Below are 23,743 nucleotides of genomic sequence, written 5' to 3'. Positions count from 1 at the left end.
TGGGGGCGGTACCCGTTCGGGGCGGCGCCATGCAGGGCCCGCGACAGGTCGGTGCTGGGCGATAGGTTGATCGCCATGTGTGGGCGCTACGCCTCCAGCCGGAGCCCTGAGGACCTCGCCGAGGAGTTCGAGGTCGTCGACACCCGGCTCGACCAGGTGATTCCTCCCGACTACAACGTCGCTCCGACCAAGGAGGTCTACGCCGTCCTCGAGCGCGACGACGAGCGACAGCTCCGCGCGCTGCGCTGGGGACTGGTGCCGTTCTGGGCGAAGGACCCCTCGATCGGCAGCCGCATGATCAACGCGCGGATGGAGACGGTCGCGGAGAAGCCGGCCTTCCGCCGGGCCTTCGGCGGGCGTCGCTGCCTGCTGCCGGCCGACGGCTACTTCGAGTGGTACGAGACGCAGAACGAGATCAAGGGCGGGAAGACTCCCAAATTCGCGAAGCAGCCCTTCTTCATCACGCCCAAGGACGGGTCGGTGATGGCGATGGCGGGTCTCTACGAGATCTGGAAGGACCCGACGCGCCCTGACGATGATCCGGAGCAGTTCCGCTGGACCTGCACGGTGCTGACGACGGAGGCGACCGACGAGGCCGGCCGCATCCACGACCGGATGCCGCTCCTGCTCACGCGTGATCGTCGTGGTGCGTGGCTCGACCCGACCACGCCGAAGGACCAGCTCCTCGACCTGCTCGTGCCAGCCCAACAGGGCGGACTCCAGGCCTTCCCGGTCTCGACCGCGGTCGGCAACGTCCGCAACAACGGCCCCGAGCTCGTCGAGCCGATCCCCTTCGAGGAGACCCTGCTGTGACGCGGATCGAGGAGCGGATCATCCCGACGCCGGTGGGCGAGGGCCGGTTGGTGACCCACCGGGCGCCGAGGCCGATCGCCACGGTCGTGCTCAGCCACGGCGCGGGCGGCGGGATTGACGCGCTCGACCTCACCGCGCTGGCGACCTATCTGCCCCGCTCAGGCGTCACCGTGATGCTCTTCGAGCAGCCGTGGCGACGGGCCGGCCGCAAGGTGGCCACCCCGCCGGCGACGCTCGACGTCGGGCTCCGGGCAGCCGTCGACGCCGTGCGGGTGCGCACCCCGATCATCTTGGGCGGCCGCTCGGCCGGGGCGCGCTCGGCGTGCCGGTCGGCCAAGGGGCTGAGCGCGGCCGGGTGCCTCGCGCTCTCCTTCCCGCTGCACCCGCCGGGCAAGCCCGAGCGGTCACGGCTCGACGAGCTGGTCGACGCCGGTGTGCCGACGCTGGTGATCCAGGGCGAGAACGACCCGTTCGGCGGGCCTGGCGAGTTTCCTGACCCGCTGCCGAGCCGCACCGACCTCGCCGTGGTGCCCGATGGCGACCACAGCCTCAAGGTCCCGAAGCGGTCGGCGATCACCCAGGACGACGCGATGGGCATCGTGGTTGAGGCGACGCTGGAGTGGATCGTCCGCGAGATCGTCGGGAATGGAGCGGTCCGCTGACCGGTTAGGACCAGCATGATCGCGGTCCTCGAACGCCCAGACGTGGCGACCCCACTATCGTGGGGGGCAATGACCGAGACCTCTGACATCGACATCGACGTCGCGACCGAGTCCGCCGAGGACCGGGCCGCGCGCTTTGAGCGCGACGCCCTGCCCTACCTCGACCAGCTCTACTCCGCGGCGATGCGCATGACCCGCAACCCCGCCGATGCCGAGGACCTGGTCCAGGAGACGTTCGCCAAGGCCTACTCGGCCTTCCACCAGTTCAAGCCCGGCACCAACCTCAAGGCCTGGCTCTACCGGATCCTGACCAACACCTTCATCAACACCTACCGCAAGAAGCAGCGCCAGCCGCAGCAGTCGATGTCCGAGGACGTCGAGGACTGGCAGCTCGCGCGCGCCGAGTCCCACACCTCGAGCGGGCTGAAGTCCGCCGAGATGGAGGCACTCGAGCACCTTCCCGACAGCCAGGTGAAGGACGCGCTGCAGCGGCTCCCCGAGGAGTTCCGGCTCGCCGTCTACCTCGCTGACGTGGAGGGCTTCGCCTACAAGGAGATCGCCGAGATCATGGACACGCCGATCGGGACGGTCATGTCCCGGCTCCACCGCGGCCGGCGACAGCTGCGCGACATGCTCTCCGACTACGTCCGCTCGGGTGGCGACGCTCCGGTCCAGGGAGGCCGCTGATGACGCACGATCACACCGGGCACACCGGGCACACCGGGCACACCGGGCACACCGGGCACACCGGGCACGACAACGGTCCCAGCAACGAGGAGTGTGCCGACTTCCTCGAGCGGATCATGCGCCTGATCGACAACGAGCTCGAGGCTGGCGACTGTGCCGTCGTACGAGCCCACATCGACACGTGCAACCCGTGCCTGGAGAAGTACGACCTGCAGCGCACGGTCAAGGCCCTCGTGGCCCGGTCCTGCTCCGAGGTCGCCCCGACCGAGTTGAGTGACCGGATCCGGATCCGGATCCAGGAGATCAAGGTCGAGATCACCGAGGGCTGACCCCGATGACGACGAAGCCCCCGTGACCGTGACGGTCCGGGGGCTCAGTCTTTCGGCTGCACTCAGCAGTTGGGGCGCTTGCCGTGGTTCGCGCCCTTCTTGCGGCGTGAGCGGCGCTTGCGGCCGGTCTTGCCCATGGTTCCTCCTGAAGTCGGTAACGCCCCAGTCTCTCAAACGGAGAGGTCAGCCGGAAATCCGGGCCATGAAGCGAGCAGCGTCGACGACGACCCGGGTCACCTCACCGCTGCCGACGAGCGCGCCCGGTCCTTCGGGGCCGATGTTGCGCGCGGCGACCGAGAAGCGGCGCAGTCGTCCGTCGGCGTAGGCGAGCCGGGCGGTGACCTCGACCTGCTGGCCGACGGCGCTCGCCGCGAGGTGCTCGAGCTGGACCCGGGTGCCGACGCTCGTCTCTCCCTCGGCGAGGGTCGGCTCGATCGCCGCGCAGGTGGCGGCCTCGCACCAGGCCAGCAGTCGCGGCGTGCCGAGCACCGCGAGGCTCCCGGACCCGACCGCGATCGCCGTGTCGGCGTCGGTGACGGTGAACTGGACAGCGGACTCCGCCGAGGGCACCTGGGTCATCGCGGGGCCCTCAGATGCCGAAGGTGGCGCGGGGGTAGGCGGCGTCGACGTCGGTGATGACGTTGACGAGGTACGGCGCGCCTGCGGCGAACGCGCGATCGAGCGCCCGGCCGATCTGCTTCGGGTCGGTCACGGTCTCGCCCGCGCCACCCAACGCCTTCACGACGGAGTCGTAGGACGTGCGCGGTGCGAGGTCGGCGGCGACGTCGTAGCCGTAGAGCATCTGCATCGGGCCCTTCTCCAGGCCCCACGCCGAGTTGTTGCCCATGATCATCACGACCGGGAGGTCGTGGCGCACGAGCGTGTCGACGTCCATCAGCGAGAAGCCGGCGGCGCCGTCGCCGAGGAGCAGCGCGACCTGGGACGACGGGCGGGCGATGCGCGCGGCGATCGCGGCTCCCAGACCTGCGCCCAGGCACCCGTAGGGACCGGGGTCGAGCCAGCACCCGGGCCGCTTCGGCTCGACGAACTTGCCGGCGAAGGAGACGAAGTCGCCGCCGTCGCCGATCACGACCGCGTCGTCGGCGAGCCGGGGCACCAGCTCGCCGTAGATGCGCGCCGGGTGCACCGGGTCAGCCTCGGCCGATAGCAGCTCGGCGTCCTTCGCCGCGGCAGCGGCGACGGTCTCCTGGAGGCTGGAGACCCACGCGGACCAGTCGGTGCGCTGGCTCCGCTCGGCCGCGGCCAGTAGGCCGTCGAACACCGAGGTCAGGTCGCCGCTGGCCGACGCGGCGAGCGCCGCGTGCGGAGAGACCTGGTCGGAGGAGTCGGCGATGTGCACGACCTGGGCCGCCGCCGTCCCGTCCTTCCCGCCGAAGATGCCGTAGCCCAGGCGGAAATCGAGCGGCGTGCCGACGACGACCACGAGGTCGGCCCCGTTGATCGCCGCTCCGCGCGCCTTGGTGACGAGCAGCGGGTGGCCGCCGGGCACGATGCCGCGACCCATGCCGTTGGTGATGGTCGGGACGCCGATCGCCTCGACGAACCGGAGGGCCGCGACGTCAGCACGGTCGGCCCAGACGTCGGTGCCGAGGATCAGGAGCGGCCGCTCCGCTCCGGTGATCAGTGCGGCGATCCGATCGAGGGCGTCGGTGTCAGGCGCTGCGCCACGTCCGGCATCGGCGCCGATCACCGGCACTGCGCCCGTACCGACGTTGAAGAACTCGTCCATCGGGACGTCGACGTAGGTCGGGCCGCGGTGGGAGGAGCGTGCCGCCGTGAAGGCGTCGTGGAAGCCGGCAGCGACGTCGCCCGCCGTCATCAGCGTGGCGGCGTGCTTCGTCACCGGGCCGACGATCGGTAGGTGGTCGATCTCCTGCAGGGCGCCGGTGCCCCAGCGGTTGTTGGGCGCGCGGCCGCCGACGACGACCATCGGCGACCCCGCGAACTTCGCCTGCGCCATCGCGCTGACCCCGTTGGTGACACCGGGGCCGGCCGTGAGCACGGCCAGCCCGGGCACCCGGGTCAGCTTGCCGGTGGCCTCGGCGGCGAAGGCCGCCGTCTGCTCATGACGTACGTCGAGCAGCCGCATCGGGCGCCCCTCCTCGGTCGCCTTCACCGCGCCGTCGTACATCGGGAAGACGTGAGCCCCGGACAACGTGAACATCGTGTCCACGCCGTGTGCCTGGGCGACGGCGACGGCGAGCTGACCCGCGTGGCCGGTGAGGTCGGGCTGATCGGTCATGGAAGGCAACCTAGCCAATCCGGCGTGCTCCCATCGAGCATCGCGGGTCAGGCGCGGTGGTGCGAGGGCCCCAGGTAAGCGGGGTGCGCGCGGCGCAGCAGCTGCACCAGGTTGAGCACCAGGTCCGAGCGTCGCGGCGGTGTCGCCGGGCCGAGAGCCAGCTGCAGGTAGAGCGCGCGCAGGAAGGCCGCCGCGTTGCCGGTCTGCAGGTAGACGTCGTCGCCGTCGGAGCGCTCGCGCGGCGGCCGCGCCGCCAGGGCGATGCGCTCGAGCCACGGCTCGACCAGCTCGTCGGGCACCAGGCCGCGCCCGAGCACGTGGATCGTGGTCATCGCGAGCCGGTCGGCCTCCCCGGAGTACCAGACCGTGGCCTGGCGCGGCCGGGTCACCCGGTCGCCGATGACGTCGAGCACCACGAGCAGCTCACCCGGGCCGCAGTGCGGTGACCGGGCCAGCGCGCCGAGGGCGTCCGCGCCGTGAGCGATCGAGTGCGCCCAGCCCTTTCCCGGGACGTAGCCACGTTCGTCGCGCTCCAGCAGGAACCAGGTGGCGAGCTTGTCACCCCACTCGTGCACCTTCGCGCGCGCGACCCGTGGCTTGCGGGTGTCGCGATCGATCACTTCAGCGACGACGAGTGCGGAGAAGCTGCGCCGGTAGACGCTGTCGGTGTCCTGCTCACCGATTCCGCTGACGAGCCCGGTCGCGATCCCGTCGCCCAGCCCGGGCAGCAGGTCGTCGTAGACACCCCGCTCGATCCACGTGCACAGCACCGCGAGCGCGAGCTCGCGGGTCTCGGATCGGGGGGTGCCGAGGAGCTCGGTCAGCTCGGCGGTGAGGTCGGAGAGCCGGCGGTCGGCGGGCACTCTGAAGTCGGCTGCAGACACGTGTCGCCAGTCGACAATGGGGGGCATAACGCACATCCTGCCAAATGGTTAAGACCGGTCTGGACCACCCCCTTCGCACGGGGCCACTACCGTGTGCCCGTGCCGTCCCTCTCCGCCATCGCCCGGCGCCACGCCGACCTCGACGACGCCGATGTCGAGTGGCTGCAGCGGATCCTCGCGGACTGGCAGATCATCGCCGACCTGTCCTTCGCCGACCTGGTGATGTGGCTGCCCGACCGGGAGGGCACGGGTTACTGGGCGGGCGGTCAGATGCGTCCGACGACCGGCCCGACGGCCTATGTCGACGACATCGTCGGCACCTTCCTCCCCCTCGGTCGCCGGCGACTGGTCGACGCGGCCTACACCCAGGGACGCATCGCGCGCGACGGCGACCCCGAGTGGCGCGATGAGGTGCCGGTGCGGGTGGAGGCCATCCCGGTGACCCGCGGCGAGCGCGTGATCGCCGTGATCGCGCGCAACACCAACCTGCTCGGGATCCGTACGCCGAGCCGTCTCGAGATCAACTACCTGGAGACCGCCGGCGACCTCACCAAGATGATCGCGTCGGGTCACTTCCCGGCGGCCGGCCAACGCAGCGATCACGCCGACTCGCCGAGGGTCGGCGACGGCTTCCTGCGGGTCGACGCGGGCGGACGGGTCGTCTACGCGAGCCCCAACGCGCTGTCGGTCTATCGCAAGCTCGGCCTGACCGGTGACCTCACCGGCCACCTGCTCACCGACCTGACCCGTGACCTGTTGCCGCCACGGAAGCGGCCCGACGAGGAGACGCTGAGCGCCGTCCTGGGTGCCCGGGCCCATCGCGACACCGAGATCGGCTCGGGCGGCGGAGACGGGGTCGCCCTGATCGTGCGGGCCATCCCGCTGCGGCCCGAAGGCGAGCACATCGGTGGGCTGATCCTGCTGCGCGACGTCACCGACCTGCGCCGGCGCGACCGTGAGCTCATCACCAAGGACGCCACGATCCGCGAGATCCACCACCGGGTGAAGAACAACCTGCAGACCGTCGCCGCACTGCTGCGTCTGCAGGCGCGCCGCATCGACAGCGAGGAGGCGACGGCTGCGCTCAATGAGGCCGTACGCCGCGTCGGGTCGATCGCGATCGTCCACGAGACCCTGAGCCAAGCGGTCGAGGAGACCGTCGACTTCGACGAGATCGCCGACCGGCTCGCGCGGCTGGTGACCGACGTCGGCCTCGCGCGGGTGCGGGTGCGTCGCGACGGACGCTTCGGCATGCTCGTCTCCGAGCAGGCCACCCCGTTGGCGATGGTGATCACCGAGCTGCTCCAGAACGCTGTCGAGCACGGCTACATCAGCGACGGATCAGCTGAGGACCCGGCTGCCCAGGGACCGGCCGACGTGGAGGTGGGGGAGGGCGAGATCGTCATCACCGTGGTCCGTCGTGGCCACCACCTCGACATCACCATCGACGACGACGGCTCCGGCCTCCCCGACGGCTTCGAGCTCGACAGCTCGCCGAGCCTGGGGCTGTCGATCGTGAAGACGCTCGTGGAGTCCGAGCTCGGGGGTCACCTCACCCTGGGTGCGTCACCTAGCGGTGGCACCCGGGCGGACGTGTCGATCCCGCTCGACTAGCTCAGAGGGCTGCGCGCAGCCGGGGCTCAGACGGGGGTGCGGACGCGGGCACGAGCGTTGCGGCGCTTCAGCGCACGTCGCTCGTCTTCGCTGAGGCCTCCCCAGACGCCGTGGTCCTGTCCCGCCTCGAGCGCCCACGCGAGGCATTGCTCGCGCACGTCGCAGCGTCGGCACACCTGTTTGGCCTCCTCGATCTGGAGGATGGCCGGACCGGTGTTGCCGATCGGGAAGAACAGCTCCGGATCCTCGTCGAGGCATGCGGAACGATGACGCCAATCCATGAGCGGGGAAATCCTCTTTCCTCTGGTTGCAGGCCCTGTCAAGACAACTGAGTGCGCCCCGGGCCTGCGGGCGCGACAATGACCGCAAAAGTGAACGGTTTCACGATCGCGTCCCAAGGTTTCCAAGGAAACGCTCACGAATCAAGGGCTAGGGACGGTTTGATGGGTCACACGACCCAACCCGTCGCCGGATCGAAGTGTCCTCTGCCAGTAGGCTCCGGCGGGTGTCCGACACGCCGAACGCCTCCGCCACGCCGCCGCCGCTGTCGGTCGCGGCCTCGTTGGTGGGCGTCGAGGGCCTCGGGGCGGTCGGGGTGGCGATCGGGGCCATCTCCGACGTGCGGAGCGGTCAGTGGGCCACAGCGGCGTCGATCGCGGCCTTCTTCGCCCTCTGCGCCGCCGGCCTGTTCGTCGCGGGCTGGGCCCTGTGGCGACGACACGGATGGGCCCGCGGACCAGCCCTGATCACCCAGCTGCTCATGCTCGGCATCGCCTTCGGCACCGGGATCCCGGTCGCGGCCGCGATCGTCGTCGCGGCGGTCGCGGTGATCAGCGTCGCCGGCATCGTCCATCCCGATTCAATCCGGGCGTTGTCCGGCGAGGCCGACTGAGTCGTCGCGCCGCCGGACCGGGTCGATCCGCGGGTCAGTCGCTCTCGAGCGAGGTGCGCAGCTGCTCGAGGGTGCGTGTGAGCAGTCGGGACACGTGCATCTGGGACACGCCGATCTCCTCGGCGATCTGCGACTGGGTCATGTTCTTGAAGAAGCGCAGCAGCAGGATCTTCTTCTCGCGAGCCGGCAGGCCCTCGAGGAGCGGCTTGACCGACTCGCGGATCTCCACCTGCTCGAGCGCGGCGTCGTCGATGCCGATCGCATCGAGCATGCTCTGGCTGCCGTCGTCGGAGTCGTCGGTCGCGTCGAGGGAGAGCGTGGCGTAGGCGTTGCTCGACTCGAGAGCCTCGATGATCTCCTCGACCGAGCAGCCGATCTTCTCGGCGATCTCCCGCGGCGTGGGGGAGCGGCCGAGCGACTGGGTGAGCTCGGCGGTCGCCGAGCTGATCTGCATGCGCAGCTCCTGCAGGCGGCGGGGCACCCGGATCGCCCAGCCCTTGTCACGGAAGTAGCGCTTGATCTCCCCGATGATCGTCGGGGTGGCATAGGTGGAGAACTCGACGCCGCGCTCGGTGTCGAAACGGTCGACCGCCTTGATCAGGCCGATCGTGCCGACCTGGACCAGGTCCTCGAAAGGCTCGCCGCGGTTGCGGAAGCGCCGCGCGCAGTGGTCGACCAGCGCAAGGTGCAGGCGCACCAACGCGTCGCGAGCGGTGTCGCGCTCGGCGGCGGAAGCGTCGGGGTCGCGGAAGATCACGAACAGCCGGGCGTTCTCGCGCCGGGTGGCCTCGAGCGCGGCAGAGCGCGCGCTCGCCCGAGGTTCGGCGGTCATTGCAGGTCGAGGGAGGACCGCATGGCGATCCGGACCGTGTAGCTGCCCGGCGTCGCCTCCACCACGGCCTCGGTGGTGAGCGTCGTCAGCACCTGCCAGCCGAAGCTGTCGTAGTCGGGCGTCGACGGGGCGGCCGAGGTGGTCGTGCACTCCAAGCCGAGCTCGCCCGGCATCAGCCGGAAACGGCACACGAGGTCGGCGCCGGGGTCAGCCTCGTCGAGCACCATCGCCGCGGCCTCACTGACCGCGATCCGGAGGTCCTCGATGTCGTCGATGGTGAAGTCCAGACGCGCCGCGAGTCCGGCGGTCAGGGTGCGAAGCACCGCGGCGTAGGCGCCGTCAGCCGGCAGCCGCAGCTCGACGTCGGATCGGGCGCCCACGCCGCTGGTGATCATGCCTTCTTCGTCTCCCAGAAGATTGCGGCGATCTCGTCGATCTTCGCGAGCAGCTGGTCGGCCACCTCGATGTCGAGGGTGCCCTTGGTGCCGGCGGCACCCGCGAGCTTCGTGGCCTCGTTGACGAGGCTGTGGAGCTGCGGGTACTTCTCGAAGTGCGGCGGCTTGAAGTAGTCGGTCCACAGCACCCACAGGTGCTCCTTGACCAGGTTGGAGCGCTGCTCCTTGATGACGATCGCACGCGTGCGGAAGTCGGGGTCGGAGCTGTCGAGCGCCTTCTGGATGACAGCCTTGACCGACTCGGCCTCGATCCGGGCCTGCGCCGGGTCGTAGACACCGCAGGGCAGGTCGCAGTGGGCGGACACCTCGATGGTGGGGGCGAAGAAGCGCGAGAACATGCGGGTCCTCTCTCGTGGATCACGTTGACGGGGGTTGGTTACCCAACTGACTGCGACACTACTCGTCGTGGTGGGGTCGCGGCACGAGGGGCGCAGGCTGGGCTTCGCCGTGGTCCGCGGCGAATCGATGAGCCCGACGCTCTCGCCCGGCGACCGCCTCCTGGTGAGGTACGGCGCCGCGCCCGCCCCAGGACGGGTCGTCGTCGCCCGCTTCGCCACGGGCACGGTAGCGGTGAAACGGATCGCCGAACGCCGCGACCAGGGGTGGTGGTTGCTGTCCGACAACGCTGAGGCGGGCGAGGACTCGCGGGCACGAGGCGCCGTCCCTGAAGACGACGTGCTGGCCGTCGTACTCCTGCGGGTGTGGCCGCGCCCACGGCTGCTCTGACCGTCACCGGAGGCCCGGTGTGAGGCCGGTCACGGTGGTTGCAGCAGTCCGTTGGACTCTGGTCCTGCTCGCGGCCCCGCTGTGGAAGAATCGTCGCTCGTGGCCGCCGACGTCCCTTCCTCCCACCCCCGCGCGGGTGAACCGGTCTTCGACCTCCACGTCGGCGGCAAGATGGAGACCGTTGCGACCGTCGGTCTGACCAACAAGGCCGAGCTGTCGCTCGCCTACACGCCCGGCGTCGCCGAGGTGTGCGAGGCCATCGCCGCCGATCCGTCGTTGACCCGGCACTACACCTGGGTCCCCAACACGGTCGCGATTGTCAGCGACGGCACCGCGGTGCTCGGTCTCGGCGACATCGGCCCCGCTGCCGCGATGCCGGTGATGGAGGGCAAGGCCGTCCTCTTCAAGCAGTTCGGCGGTGTTGATGGCGTGCCGATCTGCCTGGCGACGACCGACGTCGACGAGATCATCGAGACCGTCGTGCGGCTCGCGCCGAGCTTCGGTGGCATCAACCTCGAGGACATCTCCGCGCCGCGCTGCTTCGAGATCGAGGACCGGCTCAAGGAGCGCCTCGACATCCCCGTCTTCCACGACGACCAGCACGGCACCGCGGTCGTCACCCTCGCGGCCCTGGTCAACGCGCTCAAGCTCACCGGCCGCAACGCCGAGTCGACCCGGGTCGTGATCTCGGGTGCCGGCGCCGCCGGCGTCGCGATCGCCAAGATCCTGCTCGAGGCCGGGATCAAGGACCTCGTCGTGACCGACCGCAAGGGCGTCGTGAGCTCCGAGCGCCACGACCTCACGCCGTCGAAGAAGGCGCTCGCCGAGATGACCGCCGACCTCACCGGTCGCAGCGGCACCCTGGCCGACGCCTTCGTCGGTGCCGACGTCTATGTCGGTGTCTCCGGCGGGACGATCCCGGAGGAGGTCGTCGCCACGATGGCCGACGACGCGATCATCTTCGCGATGGCCAACCCCAACCCCGAGGTGCACCCCGACGTGGCGCACCGCCACGCTCGCGTCGTCGCCACGGGCCGGTCCGACTTCCCCAATCAGATCAACAACGTGCTCGCCTTCCCCGGCATCTTCCGCGGGGCGTTCGACGTGCACGCGTCGGCGATCACCGAGGGCATGAAGGTCGCCGCCGCCCAGGCACTCGCCGATCTCGTCGGTGACGACCTCAGCGAGGAGATGGTCATCCCCTCGCCGTTCGACCCGCGCGTCGGCCCGGCCGTGGCCGCTGCGGTGTCCGCCGCTGCCCGGCGCGACGGGGTCGCTCGCATCTGAGCGATAGCGTCTGCGGCATGTTCGCCGTCTACGCGCAGTCCTTCAGCACCGACGACCCGCTCTCCGGCCTGGTGCTGGGCGAGCGCCCCGACCCGGTGGCTCCGGACGGCTGGACGACCGTGACCGTCAAGGCGGCCTCGCTCAACCACCACGACCTCTGGTCGCTGCGTGGCGTCGGGCTCAAGGAAGACGCGCTGCCGATGATCCTGGGCTGCGACGCGGCCGGCTACGACGAGGACGGCAACGAGGTCGTCGTCCACGCGGTCATCTCCGACCCGTCGTGGAATGGTGACGAGACGTTCGACCCGCGTCGCTCGCTCCTGTCCGAGCGCTACCAGGGCACCTTCGCCGACAAGGTCGTCGTGCCGAAGCGCAACGTCGTCCCCAAGCCCGCCTCCCTGTCGTTCGAGGAGGCCGCGTGCCTCCCGACGGCCTGGCTCACGGCCTACCGGATGCTCTTCACCCAGGGCGGTCTCAAAGCCGGCGACACCGTGCTCGTCCAGGGCGCCGGCGGCGGGGTCGCCACCGCTCTGATCGCGCTCGCACGCGCGGGCGGGCTCAAGGTCCTCGCGACCAGCCGCGACGAGGGCAAGCGCGCGAAGGCGCTCGAGCTCGGCGCGCACGAGGTCTACGAGTCGGGCGCGCGGCTGCCCGCCAAGGTCGACGCGGTCATGGAGACGGTCGGCCGGGCCACCTGGGCCCACTCGATCCGCTCCCTGAAGCCCGGCGGCAAGATCGTCATCTCCGGCACGACCTCGGGCCCGAACCTCGACGACGCCCTGCTGACCAACATCTTCTTCCTGCAGCTCAGCGTGATCGGCTCGACGATGGGCACGCGCGACGAGCTCGCCTCGCTCGTGACGATGCTCGATGCGACCGGCGTCCGTCCCGTCCTCGACCGGGTCCTGCCGATGGAGCAGGCCCGCGACGGGTTCGCGGCCATGGCCGAGGGCGACGTCTTCGGGAAGATCGTCCTCACCCGCTGAGACCTGGGTCACGCCTCAGGCGTGACCGTCCGGAAAAGACTTCGACCACTGTCGGTGGTCTCGGGAAGCATGGGGCCTCCCGACGTGTTGTGGCCCGAGCGATGAATTTTCTCGCGCCGCAATGTCGAAAACGGCGTCGCCTGTTCGTGGAACACATGTACGGCGACCCGGACAGCTCGCGGCCGGCTCGCGCACCCCGACGAAGACAGGACCCCAGAGATGACTGCCCCCACCGAGGCCGGAGGCCTCACGCCGGAGCAATCGGCGGCTGACGTCGCCGACTTCGAGCAGGAGTTCGTCGCGACCAGCGGCAAGACCCCGCTGGTGATCAAGCTGCTCGTCGCCGCGACGTTCGTGGTGATCCTCAACGAGACGATCATGATCAACGCGATCCCGACGCTGATGGCCGACTTCAAGATCGACGAGCGCGCCGCCCAGTGGCTCTCGACGGTCTTCATGCTGACCATGGCCGCGGTGATCCCGCTGACCGGTTGGTTCCTCCAGCGCGTCAGCACCCGCACCGCCTACAAGGTCGCCATGGCGACGTTCTGCGCTGGCACCGCGCTGGCGGCCGTCGCGCCCAGCTTCGAGATCCTCCTCGCCGGTCGCGTCGTGCAGGCCGGTGGCACCGCGGTGATGATGCCGCTGCTCATGACGACGCTGATGACGGTCGTCGCCGAGTCCGACCGCGGCCGGGTCATGGGCCAGGTCACGCTCGCGATCTCGGTCGCTCCCGCGCTCGGTCCGGCCGTGTCCGGTGTCATCCTCGAGCTCGGCTCGTGGCGCCTGATCTTCGTCTTCGTGCTCCCGATCGCCGCGCTCGTCGCCCTCGCGGGTCTGCGCCAGCTGGAAAACGTCGGCGAGGCCGAGGTCAGCAAGGTCAGCTGGCTCAGCGTCGTGCTCGCCGCGAGCGGGTTCGCCACGCTGGTCTACGGCCTCAGCGAGATCGGCAATGGCTCGGCCGGCACGGTCACCACGCTGGTCATCGTCGGCGCGGCTCTGGTTGCGGCGTTCGTCGGCTACCAGCTGCGCCTGCAGCGCACCGACGCTCCGCTGCTCGACCTGCGCACGCTGAAGCACCGGACCTACGCGGTCTCGCTGCTCCTGATGTCGGCCGCGTTCATGGCATTCCTCGGCTCGATGATCCTGCTGCCGCTCTACCTGCAGAACATCCGCCAGCTGACCGAGCTCCAGACCGGCCTCCTCGTCATGCCCGGTGGTCTCGCGATGGGCCTGCTCGGCCCGCAGGTCGGCAAGCTCTACGACCGGTTCGGTTCGCGCCCGCTGGTCATCCCCGGCTCGATCGGCATGGTCGTCGCGCTCGGCGTGCTGAGCCGGATCGACCTCGACACGCCCTACTGGCTGATCCTCGCGACCCACGTCGTGCTGATGGCCTGCCTCGCGGCGATCTTCACCCCGGTCTTCACCATGGGTCTGGGCGACCTGCCGATGAACCTCTACTCCCACGGCAGCTCGCTGCTCGGCACGCTGCAGCAGGTCGCCGGCGCGATCGGTACCGCTGCGCTGATCGTCGTGCTGCAGAACCGCAAGGAGCACCTGGAGGCCGGCGGCTCCACGGCGTCCGAGGCCTTCGTCGGTGGGCTGCAGTGGGCGTTCGTCGTCGGTGCCGTGATCGGCGTGGTCGTGATCGTGCTGGCGCTGATGCTGCCCTCACGCGTGGAGACGCCCGAGGGCGCCCCCGTGGGTCACTGACCCAGGAACACGTCGAGCGACGGCCAACTCAACATCGGCGCCTTCGGGCCGGCCACCAGACCCAGGTGGCTGAGCCCGTCGGCCGCGACGTAGCGGGCACCCGGGATCACCTGGGTGCCCGCTTCGACTGCGGGGCCGTTGGCGATGTTGTCGGTCGCGCTGCCGACGAGCAGCACGCGGGTGGTGATGTCCCTGAGCCGGACCTCGCGGTCCTGGGTGAGCCGCACGGTGCCCTCGGCCAGTTCGTTGCGCGCCATCAGGCGGGAGTGGAGCTGGTGGTAGGCCCGGCCGGGGTAGCCCGGCATCGACCCGATGAAGTCGTCGATCGCCTCGGTGCGGGCCAGCGCCTCGACGTCGAGGATGTTGCGCGCCAGATGGAGGGCCTTGGTCAGCTCGCGGCGAGGTGCCATCGCGCGATAGCTCGCTCGGACCAGGTGGCGGGGCACGCCACCCATCGCGCCGGTGAGGGTCATCGCGCGGCGGGTGCCGAGCAGCCGGTCGATCGTCAGGAGCGGCTGGACGGCGGGGATCAGGGTGTAGTCGAAGGGCGTCCCGAAGGCGGTCAGCGAGGCGATCGGCAACCGGGGATGGCTCGCGGCGGTCAGCAGGCTCATCGTGCCGCCGAGCGACCAGCCGACGACGTCGACCCCGTGACCGCCGGATGCGGCATTCGCGGTCATGATCGCGGTCGCGAGGATGTCGTCGATCCAGTCCTCGAAGCCCATCTCGCGGTCGGCGAAGGTGATGGCGCCGTAGTCGATCACGTAGGTGGCGCGGCCTGAACCGACCAGGTGGGCCGCCAGGCTCTGGCCCGGGCGCAGGTCGTAGCAGCGCGTGGAGACCGCCAGGGGCGGCACCAGCAGCACCGGACGGCCGGCGGGCACGCGGGTCTCGGGGCAGTAGCGACGCAGCTGCCGGTGCGGCTCGTCGTAGAGGATCTCGGCGGGCAGGCCGTCGTAGGACTCGATGCCCTGGCCCAGCGGCGACACCGCCCAGGCATGCCGGGCGGCGGTGGCCAGCTGCTGCCTCACCGCGAGGAGTCCCAGCTGAGGGCGCCGATGAGCACGATGTGCAGCTGCCGGCGGGCGGTGTCCTCGATCCGGCGTACGACGTCGGGGCGGCCGTTGGCCAGCGCCAGCTCCTCGGCGTGGGACAGCATCGCGTTGACCAGGAGGTTGGCCAGGATCTGCAGGTCGTCGGCCGACCAGCGACCCGCGCCCGGCACCCGCGCGATGTCGGTGGCGAGCTCGCGCTCGATCAGCTCGAGCTGGTGGCGGACGGCCTCGCGCACGAGGAGCGAGCCGGCCAGCCGCTCGCGGGCGATGAACCGGAAGTGACGCTCGGCGCGGGGCACGTGGCTGACCAGCGCCTTGACCGAGTTGTCGACGACCGCGAGGAAGAGGGCGCGGTCGCTGGACGGGGGAGTGTCGAAGGTGCGCGCTGCCTTGAGCAGATCGCGCAGGGCCGAGAACGACTCGTCGACGAGCTCGAGACCGAGCTGGTCGATCGACTCGAAGTGGCGGTAGAAGGCGGTCGGCACGACGCCGACCTGCTTGGCCACCTGGCGCAGCGACAGCGCCGCCAGCGGCTGGCCCTCGCACAGCTCAAGAGCGGCGTCGAGGATCGCACGGCGGGTGCGCTCCTTGCGCTCGACGCGGGTCTCGGTCACCGGACGATCGTACCGTGAGTGAACATGTGTGCACCCTCACGTCCCGAGGTGCTTGCTTCCGCGCAGGGGGAGCAGGCAGAGTTCTCGGTGTACACACGTACACCGAAACTTCTGGAGGAACCCGATGAGCATCGTCGCCAACGCGACCACCCGGGTCTTGCGCTCCCGCTTCGCCGCCACCCTGGCCACCCCGCACGGTGTCGACCGCTATCTCGAGCTGGTCAACCCGATGTGGGCCGCGAACGAGGTCCGAGCCCGCATCGTCGACATCACCCGTGAGGTCGACGTGCCCGGCCACCCGCCGGTCGCCACGATCACCCTGCAGCCCACCTCGACCTGGCGCGGCCACCGTGCCGGCCAGCACGTCCAGCTGGGCGTCGAGGTCGACGGCGCGCGCCGTACGACGCGCGTCTTCACAGTCTCGAGCCCCGACTCCAAGGGCGGCGACCGGTTCACGATCACGATGCGTGCCAACCCCGACGGCGTCGTCTCGCGCTTCCTGGTCGAGCGGGCGCAGGTCGGCACCATGGTGCACCTGTCCCAGGCGCAGGGCGAGTTCGTCCTGCCCGACCACGTGCCCGACCACATCATCTTCATCACCGGCGGTTCCGGCATCACGCCGGCCATGTCGATGCTGCGCTCGCTGCAGCGCCGCACCCACCGCGGTCGCGTGACCTTCCTGCACTACGCGCAGAGCCCCGAGCACCAGATCTTCGCTGCCGAGCTCGAAGAGATCCGCCGCTCGGGCTACGGCATCGACGTGCACCTCGTCTATCCCGAGCAGGGGGGCCGCAACTTCTCGGCCCTCGAGCTCGAGCGGATCGTCCCGGGCTACCGCGACATCGACACCTGGCTCTGCGGCCCGGCAGGCCTGGTGGACGCGGTCCGTCCGGCCTTCGAGGGCTCCGACAAGCTGCACGTCGAGTACTTCAAGCCGCCGGCCGTCAGCAACGGCAACGCCGAGGGCGACGTCTCGTTCACCCGCTCCGGCGCGACCGCCGTCAACTCCGGCGCCACGCTCCTCGAGCAGGCCGAGGCCGCGGGGCTCACCCCGCAGTTCGGCTGCCGGATGGGCATCTGCTTCTCCTGCACCGCCACCAAGAAGGAAGGCACGGTCCGCAACGTGCTGACCGGCGAGACCTCCTCCCTGCCCGACGAAGACATCCGTATCTGCGTGAGCTCGCCTGAGGGCGACTGCTCCGTCGACCTGTGACCCGAAAGGAACTGACATGACCAGCGTCATCCAGCCCAGCATCGAGCGCCCCCCCGTCAAGACCAAGACCGACCAGGTGCTCAGCGACAAGTACACCCTCACCGCCGAGCAGCTCGACGCCTTCGGTGACGAGATGGACGCCATCCGTCAGCGCGTCGTCGCCGACCTCGGCGAGGTGGACGCCAACTACATCCGCAAGGTCGTGAAGTACCAGCGGGCCTTCGAGGTCGCCGGCCGCGTGATGTTCTACCTCCCGCCGCTGTGGCCCGCCGCGGTCGCTTCGCTCTCCGTGTCGAAGATCCTCGACAACATGGAGATCGGCCACAACGTCATGCACGGCCAGTACGACTGGATGGGCGACCCGGCCCTCAACTCCCGGATGTTCGACTGGGACACGATGGCCCCGGCCGAGAACTGGAAGTACGGCCACAACTACATGCACCACACCTACACCAACATCGTGGGCAAGGACCGCGACGTGGGCTACGGCATCCTCCGGATGGACGAGGAGCAGGAGTGGCGCCCCTACTACCTGGGCAACCCGGTCTACGCGTTCCTCCTGATGATGTTCTTCGAGTGGGGCGTGATGCTCCACGACCTGGAGACCGAGGAGGTCCTCGCGGGCCGTCGCCACCTGTGGAAGGGCGAGAACGCCCCGATCATGCGCCGCATCCGTAAGAAGGTCGGCAAGCAGGTCCTGAAGGACTACGTCGTCTTCCCGCTCCTCACCGGACCGTTCTTCCTGAGCACCCTGGCCGGCAACGCCGTCGCCAACCTCGTGCGGAACATCTGGACGTTCAACATCATCTTCTGCGGTCACTTCCCGGCCGGCGTCGCGACGTTCTCCATCGAGGAGACCGAGAACGAGTCGCGCGGCGGGTGGTACTACCGCCAGCTGCTGGGCTCGGCCAACATCACCGGCAGCAAGCTGATGCACGTGATGAGCGGCAACCTCAGCCACCAGATCGAGCACCACCTCTTCCCGGACATCCCGGCGCGCCGTTACCCGGAGCTGTCGGTGGAGGTGCAGGAGATCTGCCAGCGCTACGGCCTGCAGTACAACACCGGCCCGCTGCACAAGCAGCTCGGCAGCGTCGCGGCGAAGATCTTCCGCCTCGCCCTGCCGGACCGCAAGGCGAAGGGCGACTCGCCCGCCGGTGTGACTGAGACCCCTTTGGCCGCATGACGCCCGACCGGCAGAATGTCCGCATGAGTTCCGACGGTCAGGACCACCTGAGCAAGGCAGAGATCTCCAAGGACGCGATGCAGGCCGGGGCCCAGGCCGCAGCCGGCGCGGTCGGTGAGGTCGCGACGATCATCACCGGAGCCGTCAAGGACGTCGCCGGCGCGATCGGCGGCCTGGCCACCGAGCTGTTCGAGATCCGGGACGCGTCCAAGCGAGCCATCGCCCAGCACGTCGACCTGGACGACCAGGACCTCGCCGAGGGCGAGAACCTGCTGGACGACGAGGACTAGTCGAACCGCAACCGGAACGACTTCATCCGGAACGACCCGATCTGACGGGCCTCTCGCAGGAATGCGAGGGGCCCGTCGGCATTGAAGCTCCAGTGGCCCCGGCAGGGCAGTGCTCGCGCCGAGCCGCTCATGGCGGTCGTCACCGGCTGGGTGTGGTCGTCGATGGGCGGCTGCATGACCAGGCCCTTGGAGGGTGCGCGCGGGGCGAGGCGCGACACGTCGGTGAACGACGCCTCGGCGATCGGGCGGCGCTCGATGGTGGCGGACCAGTCGGTAGTCGTGACCGGGCCGCGGAAGGAGCTCTCCATGTCGAAGTCGCACAGCTCCTTCGGGATCGCCCACAGCTCGCGGCCGCCGGCCATCGACGCAGGGGAGTCGACCCAGATGTCGGTGATCGTCACTGCGCGCTTGCCCTCGTAGGTACGCGTCGTACGTGCGACGAGGAGCTCGCCGTAGGTCAGCGGACTGGGGTCGACGTAGTCGACCAGGGCGACGCCGTAGATCCCGGCGGGGTGGCGGGGGCTGGCGTCCTGCCCGAGCCGGAAGACCGACATCCACATCGAGCCGCGCATGTGCCACGGCGCGGCGGGATAGGCGACCTCCGTCATGCCTTGCTCTTCGGCGCCCGTCACCTCTCGGCCGATCCGGAGGGTCCGACGCCCTTCGCAGCCCGCTCGATCGCAGCGCCCACGTCGATGACCATCGCCTCTTGCAGGTAGGGCTTGGCGAGCTCCTTGGTGACGTACTTGGCCACGAAGCGCTTGAGCTCGCCCTCGACGCCCGCCGCGGCCCCGAGGAGCTGGGCGCGCAGGCCCTGGGCCTGCAGGTCGACCCGCACTGTGTCCTTGGTCGGCGGCGTGATCTGGATGACGATCGCGAGGTCGTCACGTGCCCGCGCGGTGATGGTCAGCGGCACCTCGAGCAGGGCGTTGAAGCGCTGCTTGTCCATGCCGAGGTCGATCGTGAACTCGATCGGTACCGGCAAGGTCACGTGGAAGGAGACGGGGTCGTCGCCGACGCGCTGGCCCGTCGCCGTACCGATGGCGCCCTTGGCCGTCACCTTGACCAGGCGGCCCGGACCCACGCCCATCGGGCCGACGTCGATCGGCCGACCGGAGAGCACGTTGACGCCCCGCAGGACGCGCTCCTCGGTGACAGCGCGGTGGAAGAACTCGACCCCCCAGGACCGGTAGTCGATCAGCTCGTCGCTCACGATCGACAACCTAGCGGTGCCGGTGCCGCTCAGTCCTCCGGGTCGTCGAGACGGGCCAGCCACGTGGCGAACCTCTCGACAGCGGTCTCGAACTCCGGGTGGGTGTCGGTGAACTCCTGCAGCCGTTCGGCCAACCACGCCAGGGTGACTTCCTCGTCACCCCGGCGCTTCTCGAGCTCCTCGATACCGCGATCGGTGTAGTACATCGGCTCGCTCAGCCGATCACTCGAAGGCCTTGGCGATGAGGACCTTCGCCTCCTCGAGGTGGCGCTTGGCCGTGCCGACCGCCGTCGTGGAGGACGCCTTGCGCGTGACCGCCTCGACCGGGCGGTCGAGCGCCGGCACCACGTTGAGGGCGTACGTCGGCCACGGGCCCTGGTTGAAGGGCTCGTCCTGGACCCACTTGATCTTGGCGTCGGGGAAGCGCGCGAGCTCGGCCTTGAGCTCCTCGATCGGCCACGGGTAGAGCTGCTCGACCCGGACGATCGCGACGTCGTCGCGCTCGCTCTTGGCGCGCTCGACCATGAGGTCCCAGGTCAGCCGGCCCGAGACGAGCAGCACCGTGCGCACCTTCGACGCGTCGGCCACGTCGTCGCCGATCACCGGACGGAACGAGCCCGAGGTGAAGTCGGCAGGCTGCGAGGCCGCCTCCTTGCGCTTGAGCATCGACTTCGGGGTGAAGACGATCAGCGGCTTGTGCTCGCCGCCCAGCGAGTGCGAGCGCAGCAGGTGGAAGTGCGACGCCGGCGTCGACGGTTGCGCGACGACCATGGCCTCGTCGGCGCACAGCGTCAGGAAGCGCTCGATGCGTGCCGAGGAGTGGTCGGCGCCCTGGCCCTCGTAGCCGTGCGGCAGCAGCAGCACGACGCCGGAGTCCTGGCCCCACTTGGTCTTGCCCGCGGAGATGTATTCGTCGATCACCGACTGCGCGCCGTTGACGAAGTCACCGAACTGGGCCTCCCAGAGGACCAGCGCGTCGGGGCGGGCGACCGAGTAGCCGTACTCGAATCCGAGCGCGGCGTATTCGGACAGCAGCGAGTCGTAGACGTGGAACTTCGCCTGCTCGTCGGTGAGGTTGGCCAGCGGCGTCCACTCGTCGGCGTTGTGGCGGTCGATGATCGTCGCGAACCGCTGCACGAAGGTGCCGCGGCGCGAGTCCTGCCCGGCCAACCGGACGGGACGACCGTCCATGAGCAGCGCGCCGAACGCGAGGATCTCGCCGGTGCCCCAGTCGATCGGACCGTCGGCGATCGCCGCTGCCCGGCGCTGCAGCTGCGGCATCACCTTCGGGTGGACGGTGAAGCCGTCGGGCGGCGTGACGTAGGCGTCGGCGATCGTCTTCAGCGTCTCCATCGAGACCGCGGTCTGGGTCTCGCCGGCCGGCTTGTCCGGGTAGTCGGGGACGGTCGTCCACGACGTCGGCGTCGTGTCGGCGTCACGGACCTCGGTGAAGACGCGCTCGAGCTGCGCCTGGTAGTCGCGGATGACCTGCTCGGCCTCCTCGATCGTGATGTCGCCACGACCGATGAGCGACTCGGTGTAGAGCTTGCGCACCGACCGCTTCTGCTCGATGAGGTCATACATGAGCGGCTGCGTGTACGACGGGTCGTCGCCCTCGTTGTGACCGCGGCGGCGGTAGCAGACCAGGTCGATGACGACGTCGGCGTTGAACGCCTGGCGGTACTCGAACGCCAGCCGCGCGACGCGGATGCAGGCCTCCGGGTCGTCGCCGTTGACGTGGAAGATCGGCGCCTGCACCATCCGGGCCACGTCGGTGCAGTAGAGCGAGGAGCGCGACGAGCCGGGGGAGGTGGTGAAGCCGACCTGGTTGTTGATGACCAGGTGGATCGTGCCGCCCGTGCGGTAGCCGCGCAGCTGCGAGAGGTTGAGGGTCTCGGCGACCACGCCCTGGCCGGCGAACGCGGCGTCACCGTGCAGCAGCAGCGGGAGCACAGGGAAGGCCTCGCCCTGGTTGAGCACGTCCTGCTTGGCGCGGGCGATGCCCTCCAGGACCGGGTCGACGGTCTCGAGGTGGCTCGGGTTGGCCGCGATCGAGACCTTGACCTTCTCGCCGGTGCCGGCGGAGAACTCGCCCTCGGCGCCGAGGTGGTACTTCACGTCGCCGGAGCCCTGGACCGTGCGCGGGTCGATGTTGCCCTCGAACTCGCGGAAGATCTGGTTGTAGGACTTGCCGACGATGTTGGCCAGCATGTTGAGACGGCCACGGTGGGCCATGCCGATGGTGACCTCGTCGAGGCCGGCCTGAGCGGCCGCCTCGCAGATCTCGTCGACGACCGGGACCGTGGTCTCGCCGCCCTCCAGGGAGAAGCGCTTCTGGCCGACGAACTTGGTCTGCAGGAAGGTCTCGAAGGCCTCGGCCTGGTTGAGCTTCTGCAGGATCCGCAGCTGCTCCTCGCGCGGCTCCTTGGTGTGCGGGCGCTCGACCCGCTCCTGGATCCAGCGACGCTGCTCCGGATCCATGATGTGCATGTATTCGATGCCGGTCGTGCGGCAGTAGGAGTCGCGCAGGATGCCGAGGATGTGGCGCAGCTTCATGAAGCGTCGACCGGAGCCGCCGAACTCACCGGTCGGGAACTCGCGGTCGAGGTCCCAGAGGGTGAGGCCGTGTGACTCGATGCGCAGGTCGGGGTGGCTGCGCTGCTTGTATTCCAGCGGGTCGGTGTCGGCCATCAGGTGGCCGCGCACGCGGTAGGCGTGGATCAGCTCGAGGATGCGCGCCTGCTTGTCGATCTCGTCGTCGTGGGACGTCGCGATGTCGGAGTTCCAGCGGATCGGCTCGTAGGGGATCCGGAGGGCGCGGAAGATGTCGTCGTAGAAGCCGTCCTCGCCGAGGAGCAGCTGGTGGACGCGCTTGAGGAACTCCCCGGACTGTGCGCCCTGGATGACCCGGTGGTCGTAGGTCGACGTGATCGTCATGACCTTGCTGATGCCGTTACGGGCGACGGCCTCCTCCGAGGCGCCCTGCCAGGCGGCGGGGTATTCCATCGCGCCGACGCCGATGATGGCGGCCTGGCCGGCCATGAGGCGCGGCACCGAGTGGACGGTGCCGAGGCCGCCGACGTTGGTGAGGCTGACCGTGGTGCCGGAGTAGTCGTCCATCCCCAGCTTGTTGTCGCGCGCCTTGCGGATCATCTCCTCGTAGGCGGTCCAGAAGCCGGCGAAGTCCATCGTCTCGCAGCCCTTGATCGAGGGCGCGACGAGCTGGCGGGTGCCGTCGGGCTTCTGCTGGTCGATCGCGAGGCCGAGGTTGATGTGGGCCGGGGTCACCATCGTCGGCTTGCCGTCGACCTCGGCGAAGGAGTTGTTCATCTCCGGCATCGACTTCAGCGCCTTCACCAGGGCGTAGCCGATGATGTGGGTGAAGGAGACCTTGCCGCCGCGCGCACGCGCCAGGTGGCTGTTGATGACGATGCGGTTGTCCCACAGGAGCTTGACCGGGACCACCCGGACCGACGTCGCGGTCGGGACGGTCAGGGAGATGTCCATGTTCTTAGCGGTCGCGGCCGGGATGCCGCGGAGCACGGTGTAGGTCGGCTCGTCGCTGGCAACGGCGGGCGCCGGCTTCGGCGCGTCCTTGGGCGTCGGCTTGTCCTCGGCCTTGCCAGAGGTCGGCGGGGTCGGGGTGGTCTTCGACGCCGGGCTCACCTGGGGAGCCGGGGTGGCCTTCGGAGTCGGCCGTGCGGCCGGGGCCTCGGCCGCGGGTGCCGCAGCGGGAGCCGACGCGGGCGCCTGCGCAGCGGGGGCGGCCGGTGCCGCCGCGCCGTTGCCGGTGGCGGCCGCAGCCGCACTGCCGAAGTAGGCGGCCCAGGCGGGATCGACGCTGCTGGGATCAGCGTCGAACCGCTCCTTCATCTCCTCGACGAGCCACTCGTTGGCTCCAAAATCCGACGAGCTGGGACCAGTGTTTGCTGATGGGCCTGTCGACTGCGACACGACGTGCTTCGCCTCTTCCGGTGAGCTGCTGGCGTAGGGTCTTGAGACCTGGACAAGACCGGAGCCAAGGCTAGA

At 69.7% G+C, this 23,743-nt stretch carries 27 protein-coding genes; 13 read left to right on the top strand and 14 right to left on the bottom strand.

The window, feature by feature from the left end:
• The first annotated feature begins 75 nt into the window (after positions 1-75).
• The 4 genes from F0U44_RS00595 to rsrA all read left to right on the top strand — a co-directional run bounded on the left by F0U44_RS00595 (position 76) and on the right by rsrA (position 2,491).
• Entirely contained in the window at positions 76-813 is a 738-nt protein-coding gene (locus F0U44_RS00595) for an SOS response-associated peptidase (RefSeq protein ID WP_149726343.1), read from the top strand.
• A complete protein-coding gene (locus tag F0U44_RS00590; protein WP_306461698.1) occupies positions 810-1,475 on the top strand; it encodes an alpha/beta hydrolase family protein in 666 nt (221 codons plus the stop codon). Before F0U44_RS00595 ends, F0U44_RS00590 begins: the two co-directional genes overlap by 4 nt.
• A gap of 69 nt (positions 1,476-1,544) precedes the next feature.
• On the top strand, positions 1,545-2,162 hold the full coding sequence (locus tag F0U44_RS00585; protein ID WP_246160215.1) for a sigma-70 family RNA polymerase sigma factor: 618 nt from the start codon (positions 1,545-1,547) through the stop codon (positions 2,160-2,162).
• Entirely contained in the window at positions 2,162-2,491 is a 330-nt protein-coding gene (gene rsrA, locus F0U44_RS00580; RefSeq protein WP_149726341.1) for a mycothiol system anti-sigma-R factor, read from the top strand. Before F0U44_RS00585 ends, rsrA begins: the two co-directional genes overlap by 1 nt.
• 62 nt (positions 2,492-2,553) lie before the next feature.
• Here rsrA and F0U44_RS23840 read toward each other — a convergent pair whose 3' ends face one another.
• The 4 genes from F0U44_RS23840 to F0U44_RS00565 are packed head-to-tail and all read right to left on the bottom strand — an operon-like array spanning position 2,554 to position 5,665.
• Entirely contained in the window at positions 2,554-2,628 is a 75-nt protein-coding gene (locus F0U44_RS23840; RefSeq protein ID WP_378600669.1) for a 50S ribosomal protein bL37, read from the bottom strand.
• A 46-nt stretch (positions 2,629-2,674) separates the two neighbouring features.
• The gene (locus F0U44_RS00575; RefSeq protein ID WP_149726340.1) at positions 2,675-3,070 is read right to left on the bottom strand and encodes a thioesterase family protein; all 396 of its coding nucleotides are present in this window, start codon (positions 3,068-3,070) and stop codon (positions 2,675-2,677) included.
• 10 nt (positions 3,071-3,080) lie between these two features.
• Positions 3,081-4,754, bottom strand: coding sequence for an acetolactate synthase (locus tag F0U44_RS00570; RefSeq protein ID WP_149726339.1), 1,674 nt, complete (start codon positions 4,752-4,754; stop codon positions 3,081-3,083).
• A gap of 47 nt (positions 4,755-4,801) precedes the next feature.
• Complete coding sequence (locus F0U44_RS00565) at positions 4,802-5,665, bottom strand: DUF2785 domain-containing protein (RefSeq protein WP_149726338.1); 864 nt, start codon at positions 5,663-5,665, stop codon at positions 4,802-4,804.
• 72 nt (positions 5,666-5,737) lie between these two features.
• Here F0U44_RS00565 and F0U44_RS00560 point away from each other — a divergent pair, with 72 nt between their 5' ends.
• Positions 5,738-7,252 carry a sensor histidine kinase gene (locus F0U44_RS00560; RefSeq protein WP_149726337.1) on the top strand — a complete coding sequence of 505 codons (1,515 nt, stop codon included), beginning with the start codon at positions 5,738-5,740 and terminating at the stop codon, positions 7,250-7,252.
• Between the two features lie 26 nt (positions 7,253-7,278).
• Here the strand turns inward: F0U44_RS00560 and F0U44_RS00555 are convergent, their stop codons facing one another.
• Positions 7,279-7,533: a WhiB family transcriptional regulator gene (locus F0U44_RS00555; RefSeq protein ID WP_118925382.1), complete on the bottom strand. Its 255-nt coding sequence runs from the start codon at positions 7,531-7,533 to the stop codon at positions 7,279-7,281.
• A 224-nt stretch (positions 7,534-7,757) separates the two neighbouring features.
• On the opposite strand from F0U44_RS00555, the gene F0U44_RS00550 reads away from it, so the two are divergent.
• Entirely contained in the window at positions 7,758-8,144 is a 387-nt protein-coding gene (locus tag F0U44_RS00550; protein ID WP_149726336.1) for a hypothetical protein, read from the top strand.
• Between the two features lie 34 nt (positions 8,145-8,178).
• Here the strand turns inward: F0U44_RS00550 and F0U44_RS00545 are convergent, their stop codons facing one another.
• From F0U44_RS00545 to sodN, 3 genes are read right to left on the bottom strand one after another with little or no spacing between them, the layout of a single operon-like run.
• Positions 8,179-8,976 carry an RNA polymerase sigma factor SigF gene (locus tag F0U44_RS00545; RefSeq protein WP_149726335.1) on the bottom strand — a complete coding sequence of 266 codons (798 nt, stop codon included), beginning with the start codon at positions 8,974-8,976 and terminating at the stop codon, positions 8,179-8,181.
• Positions 8,973-9,371 carry an ATP-binding protein gene (locus tag F0U44_RS00540; protein ID WP_149726334.1) on the bottom strand — a complete coding sequence of 133 codons (399 nt, stop codon included), beginning with the start codon at positions 9,369-9,371 and terminating at the stop codon, positions 8,973-8,975. The genes F0U44_RS00545 and F0U44_RS00540 overlap by 4 nt, the downstream gene beginning before the upstream one ends.
• On the bottom strand, positions 9,368-9,769 hold the full coding sequence (gene sodN / locus F0U44_RS00535) for a superoxide dismutase, Ni (RefSeq protein ID WP_149726333.1): 402 nt from the start codon (positions 9,767-9,769) through the stop codon (positions 9,368-9,370). Before sodN ends, F0U44_RS00540 begins: the two co-directional genes overlap by 4 nt.
• Before the next feature lie 67 nt (positions 9,770-9,836).
• Between sodN and F0U44_RS22815 the strand changes: the two genes are divergently transcribed.
• The 4 genes from F0U44_RS22815 (at position 9,837) to F0U44_RS00515 (ending at position 14,143) form a co-directional block, all read left to right on the top strand.
• Entirely contained in the window at positions 9,837-10,157 is a 321-nt protein-coding gene (locus tag F0U44_RS22815) for a S24 family peptidase (RefSeq protein ID WP_246160214.1), read from the top strand.
• Between the two features lie 171 nt (positions 10,158-10,328).
• A complete protein-coding gene (locus tag F0U44_RS00525) occupies positions 10,329-11,444 on the top strand; it encodes an NAD(P)-dependent malic enzyme (RefSeq protein ID WP_149726332.1) in 1,116 nt (371 codons plus the stop codon).
• A 17-nt stretch (positions 11,445-11,461) separates the two neighbouring features.
• Positions 11,462-12,430 (top strand): zinc-binding dehydrogenase, encoded by a 969-nt coding sequence (locus tag F0U44_RS00520; RefSeq protein ID WP_149726331.1) that lies wholly within the window; start codon positions 11,462-11,464, stop codon positions 12,428-12,430.
• Between the two features lie 219 nt (positions 12,431-12,649).
• The gene (locus F0U44_RS00515) at positions 12,650-14,143 is read left to right on the top strand and encodes an MDR family MFS transporter (RefSeq protein ID WP_149726330.1); all 1,494 of its coding nucleotides are present in this window, start codon (positions 12,650-12,652) and stop codon (positions 14,141-14,143) included.
• On the opposite strand, the gene F0U44_RS00510 is transcribed toward F0U44_RS00515, so the two are convergent.
• Positions 14,137-15,174, bottom strand: a complete 1,038-nt coding sequence (locus tag F0U44_RS00510) for an alpha/beta hydrolase (protein WP_149726329.1) — start codon at positions 15,172-15,174, stop codon at positions 14,137-14,139. The genes F0U44_RS00515 and F0U44_RS00510 overlap by 7 nt on opposite strands.
• Positions 15,171-15,812, bottom strand: coding sequence for a TetR family transcriptional regulator (locus F0U44_RS00505; RefSeq protein ID WP_149726328.1), 642 nt, complete (start codon positions 15,810-15,812; stop codon positions 15,171-15,173). Before F0U44_RS00505 ends, F0U44_RS00510 begins: the two co-directional genes overlap by 4 nt.
• 124 nt (positions 15,813-15,936) lie before the next feature.
• Between F0U44_RS00505 and F0U44_RS00500 the strand changes: the two genes are divergently transcribed.
• Genes F0U44_RS00500 through F0U44_RS00490 form a run of 3 tightly spaced genes read left to right on the top strand, consistent with a single transcriptional unit; the run spans position 15,937 to position 18,501 of the window.
• Positions 15,937-17,025, top strand: a complete 1,089-nt coding sequence (locus F0U44_RS00500) for a ferredoxin reductase (protein WP_149726327.1) — start codon at positions 15,937-15,939, stop codon at positions 17,023-17,025.
• A 16-nt stretch (positions 17,026-17,041) separates the two neighbouring features.
• Complete coding sequence (locus F0U44_RS00495) at positions 17,042-18,211, top strand: fatty acid desaturase family protein (RefSeq protein WP_149726326.1); 1,170 nt, start codon at positions 17,042-17,044, stop codon at positions 18,209-18,211.
• A gap of 23 nt (positions 18,212-18,234) precedes the next feature.
• Entirely contained in the window at positions 18,235-18,501 is a 267-nt protein-coding gene (locus F0U44_RS00490; protein WP_149726325.1) for a hypothetical protein, read from the top strand.
• On the opposite strand, the gene F0U44_RS00485 is transcribed toward F0U44_RS00490, so the two are convergent.
• Genes F0U44_RS00485 through F0U44_RS00475 form a run of 4 tightly spaced genes read right to left on the bottom strand, consistent with a single transcriptional unit; the run spans position 18,498 to position 23,668 of the window.
• A complete protein-coding gene (locus F0U44_RS00485) occupies positions 18,498-19,109 on the bottom strand; it encodes an acetoacetate decarboxylase family protein (RefSeq protein WP_149726324.1) in 612 nt (203 codons plus the stop codon). The genes F0U44_RS00490 and F0U44_RS00485 overlap by 4 nt on opposite strands.
• Positions 19,110-19,129: 20 nt before the next feature.
• Positions 19,130-19,714 (bottom strand): hypothetical protein, encoded by a 585-nt coding sequence (locus F0U44_RS00480; protein ID WP_149726323.1) that lies wholly within the window; start codon positions 19,712-19,714, stop codon positions 19,130-19,132.
• 29 nt (positions 19,715-19,743) lie between these two features.
• Positions 19,744-19,920 (bottom strand): DUF6104 family protein, encoded by a 177-nt coding sequence (locus F0U44_RS22810; RefSeq protein ID WP_188113246.1) that lies wholly within the window; start codon positions 19,918-19,920, stop codon positions 19,744-19,746.
• 16 nt (positions 19,921-19,936) lie between these two features.
• On the bottom strand, positions 19,937-23,668 hold the full coding sequence (locus F0U44_RS00475; protein WP_149726322.1) for a multifunctional oxoglutarate decarboxylase/oxoglutarate dehydrogenase thiamine pyrophosphate-binding subunit/dihydrolipoyllysine-residue succinyltransferase subunit: 3,732 nt from the start codon (positions 23,666-23,668) through the stop codon (positions 19,937-19,939).
• Between the last annotated feature and the right edge of the window lie 75 nt (positions 23,669-23,743).

The sequence above is a fragment of the Nocardioides humilatus genome (genome assembly GCF_008373755.1).
GTDB lineage: Bacteria > Actinomycetota > Actinomycetes > Propionibacteriales > Nocardioidaceae > Nocardioides > Nocardioides humilatus.
The sequence above is the reverse complement of the archived record's forward strand: the minus strand, read 5'-3'. Positions and strand labels throughout refer to the sequence as shown.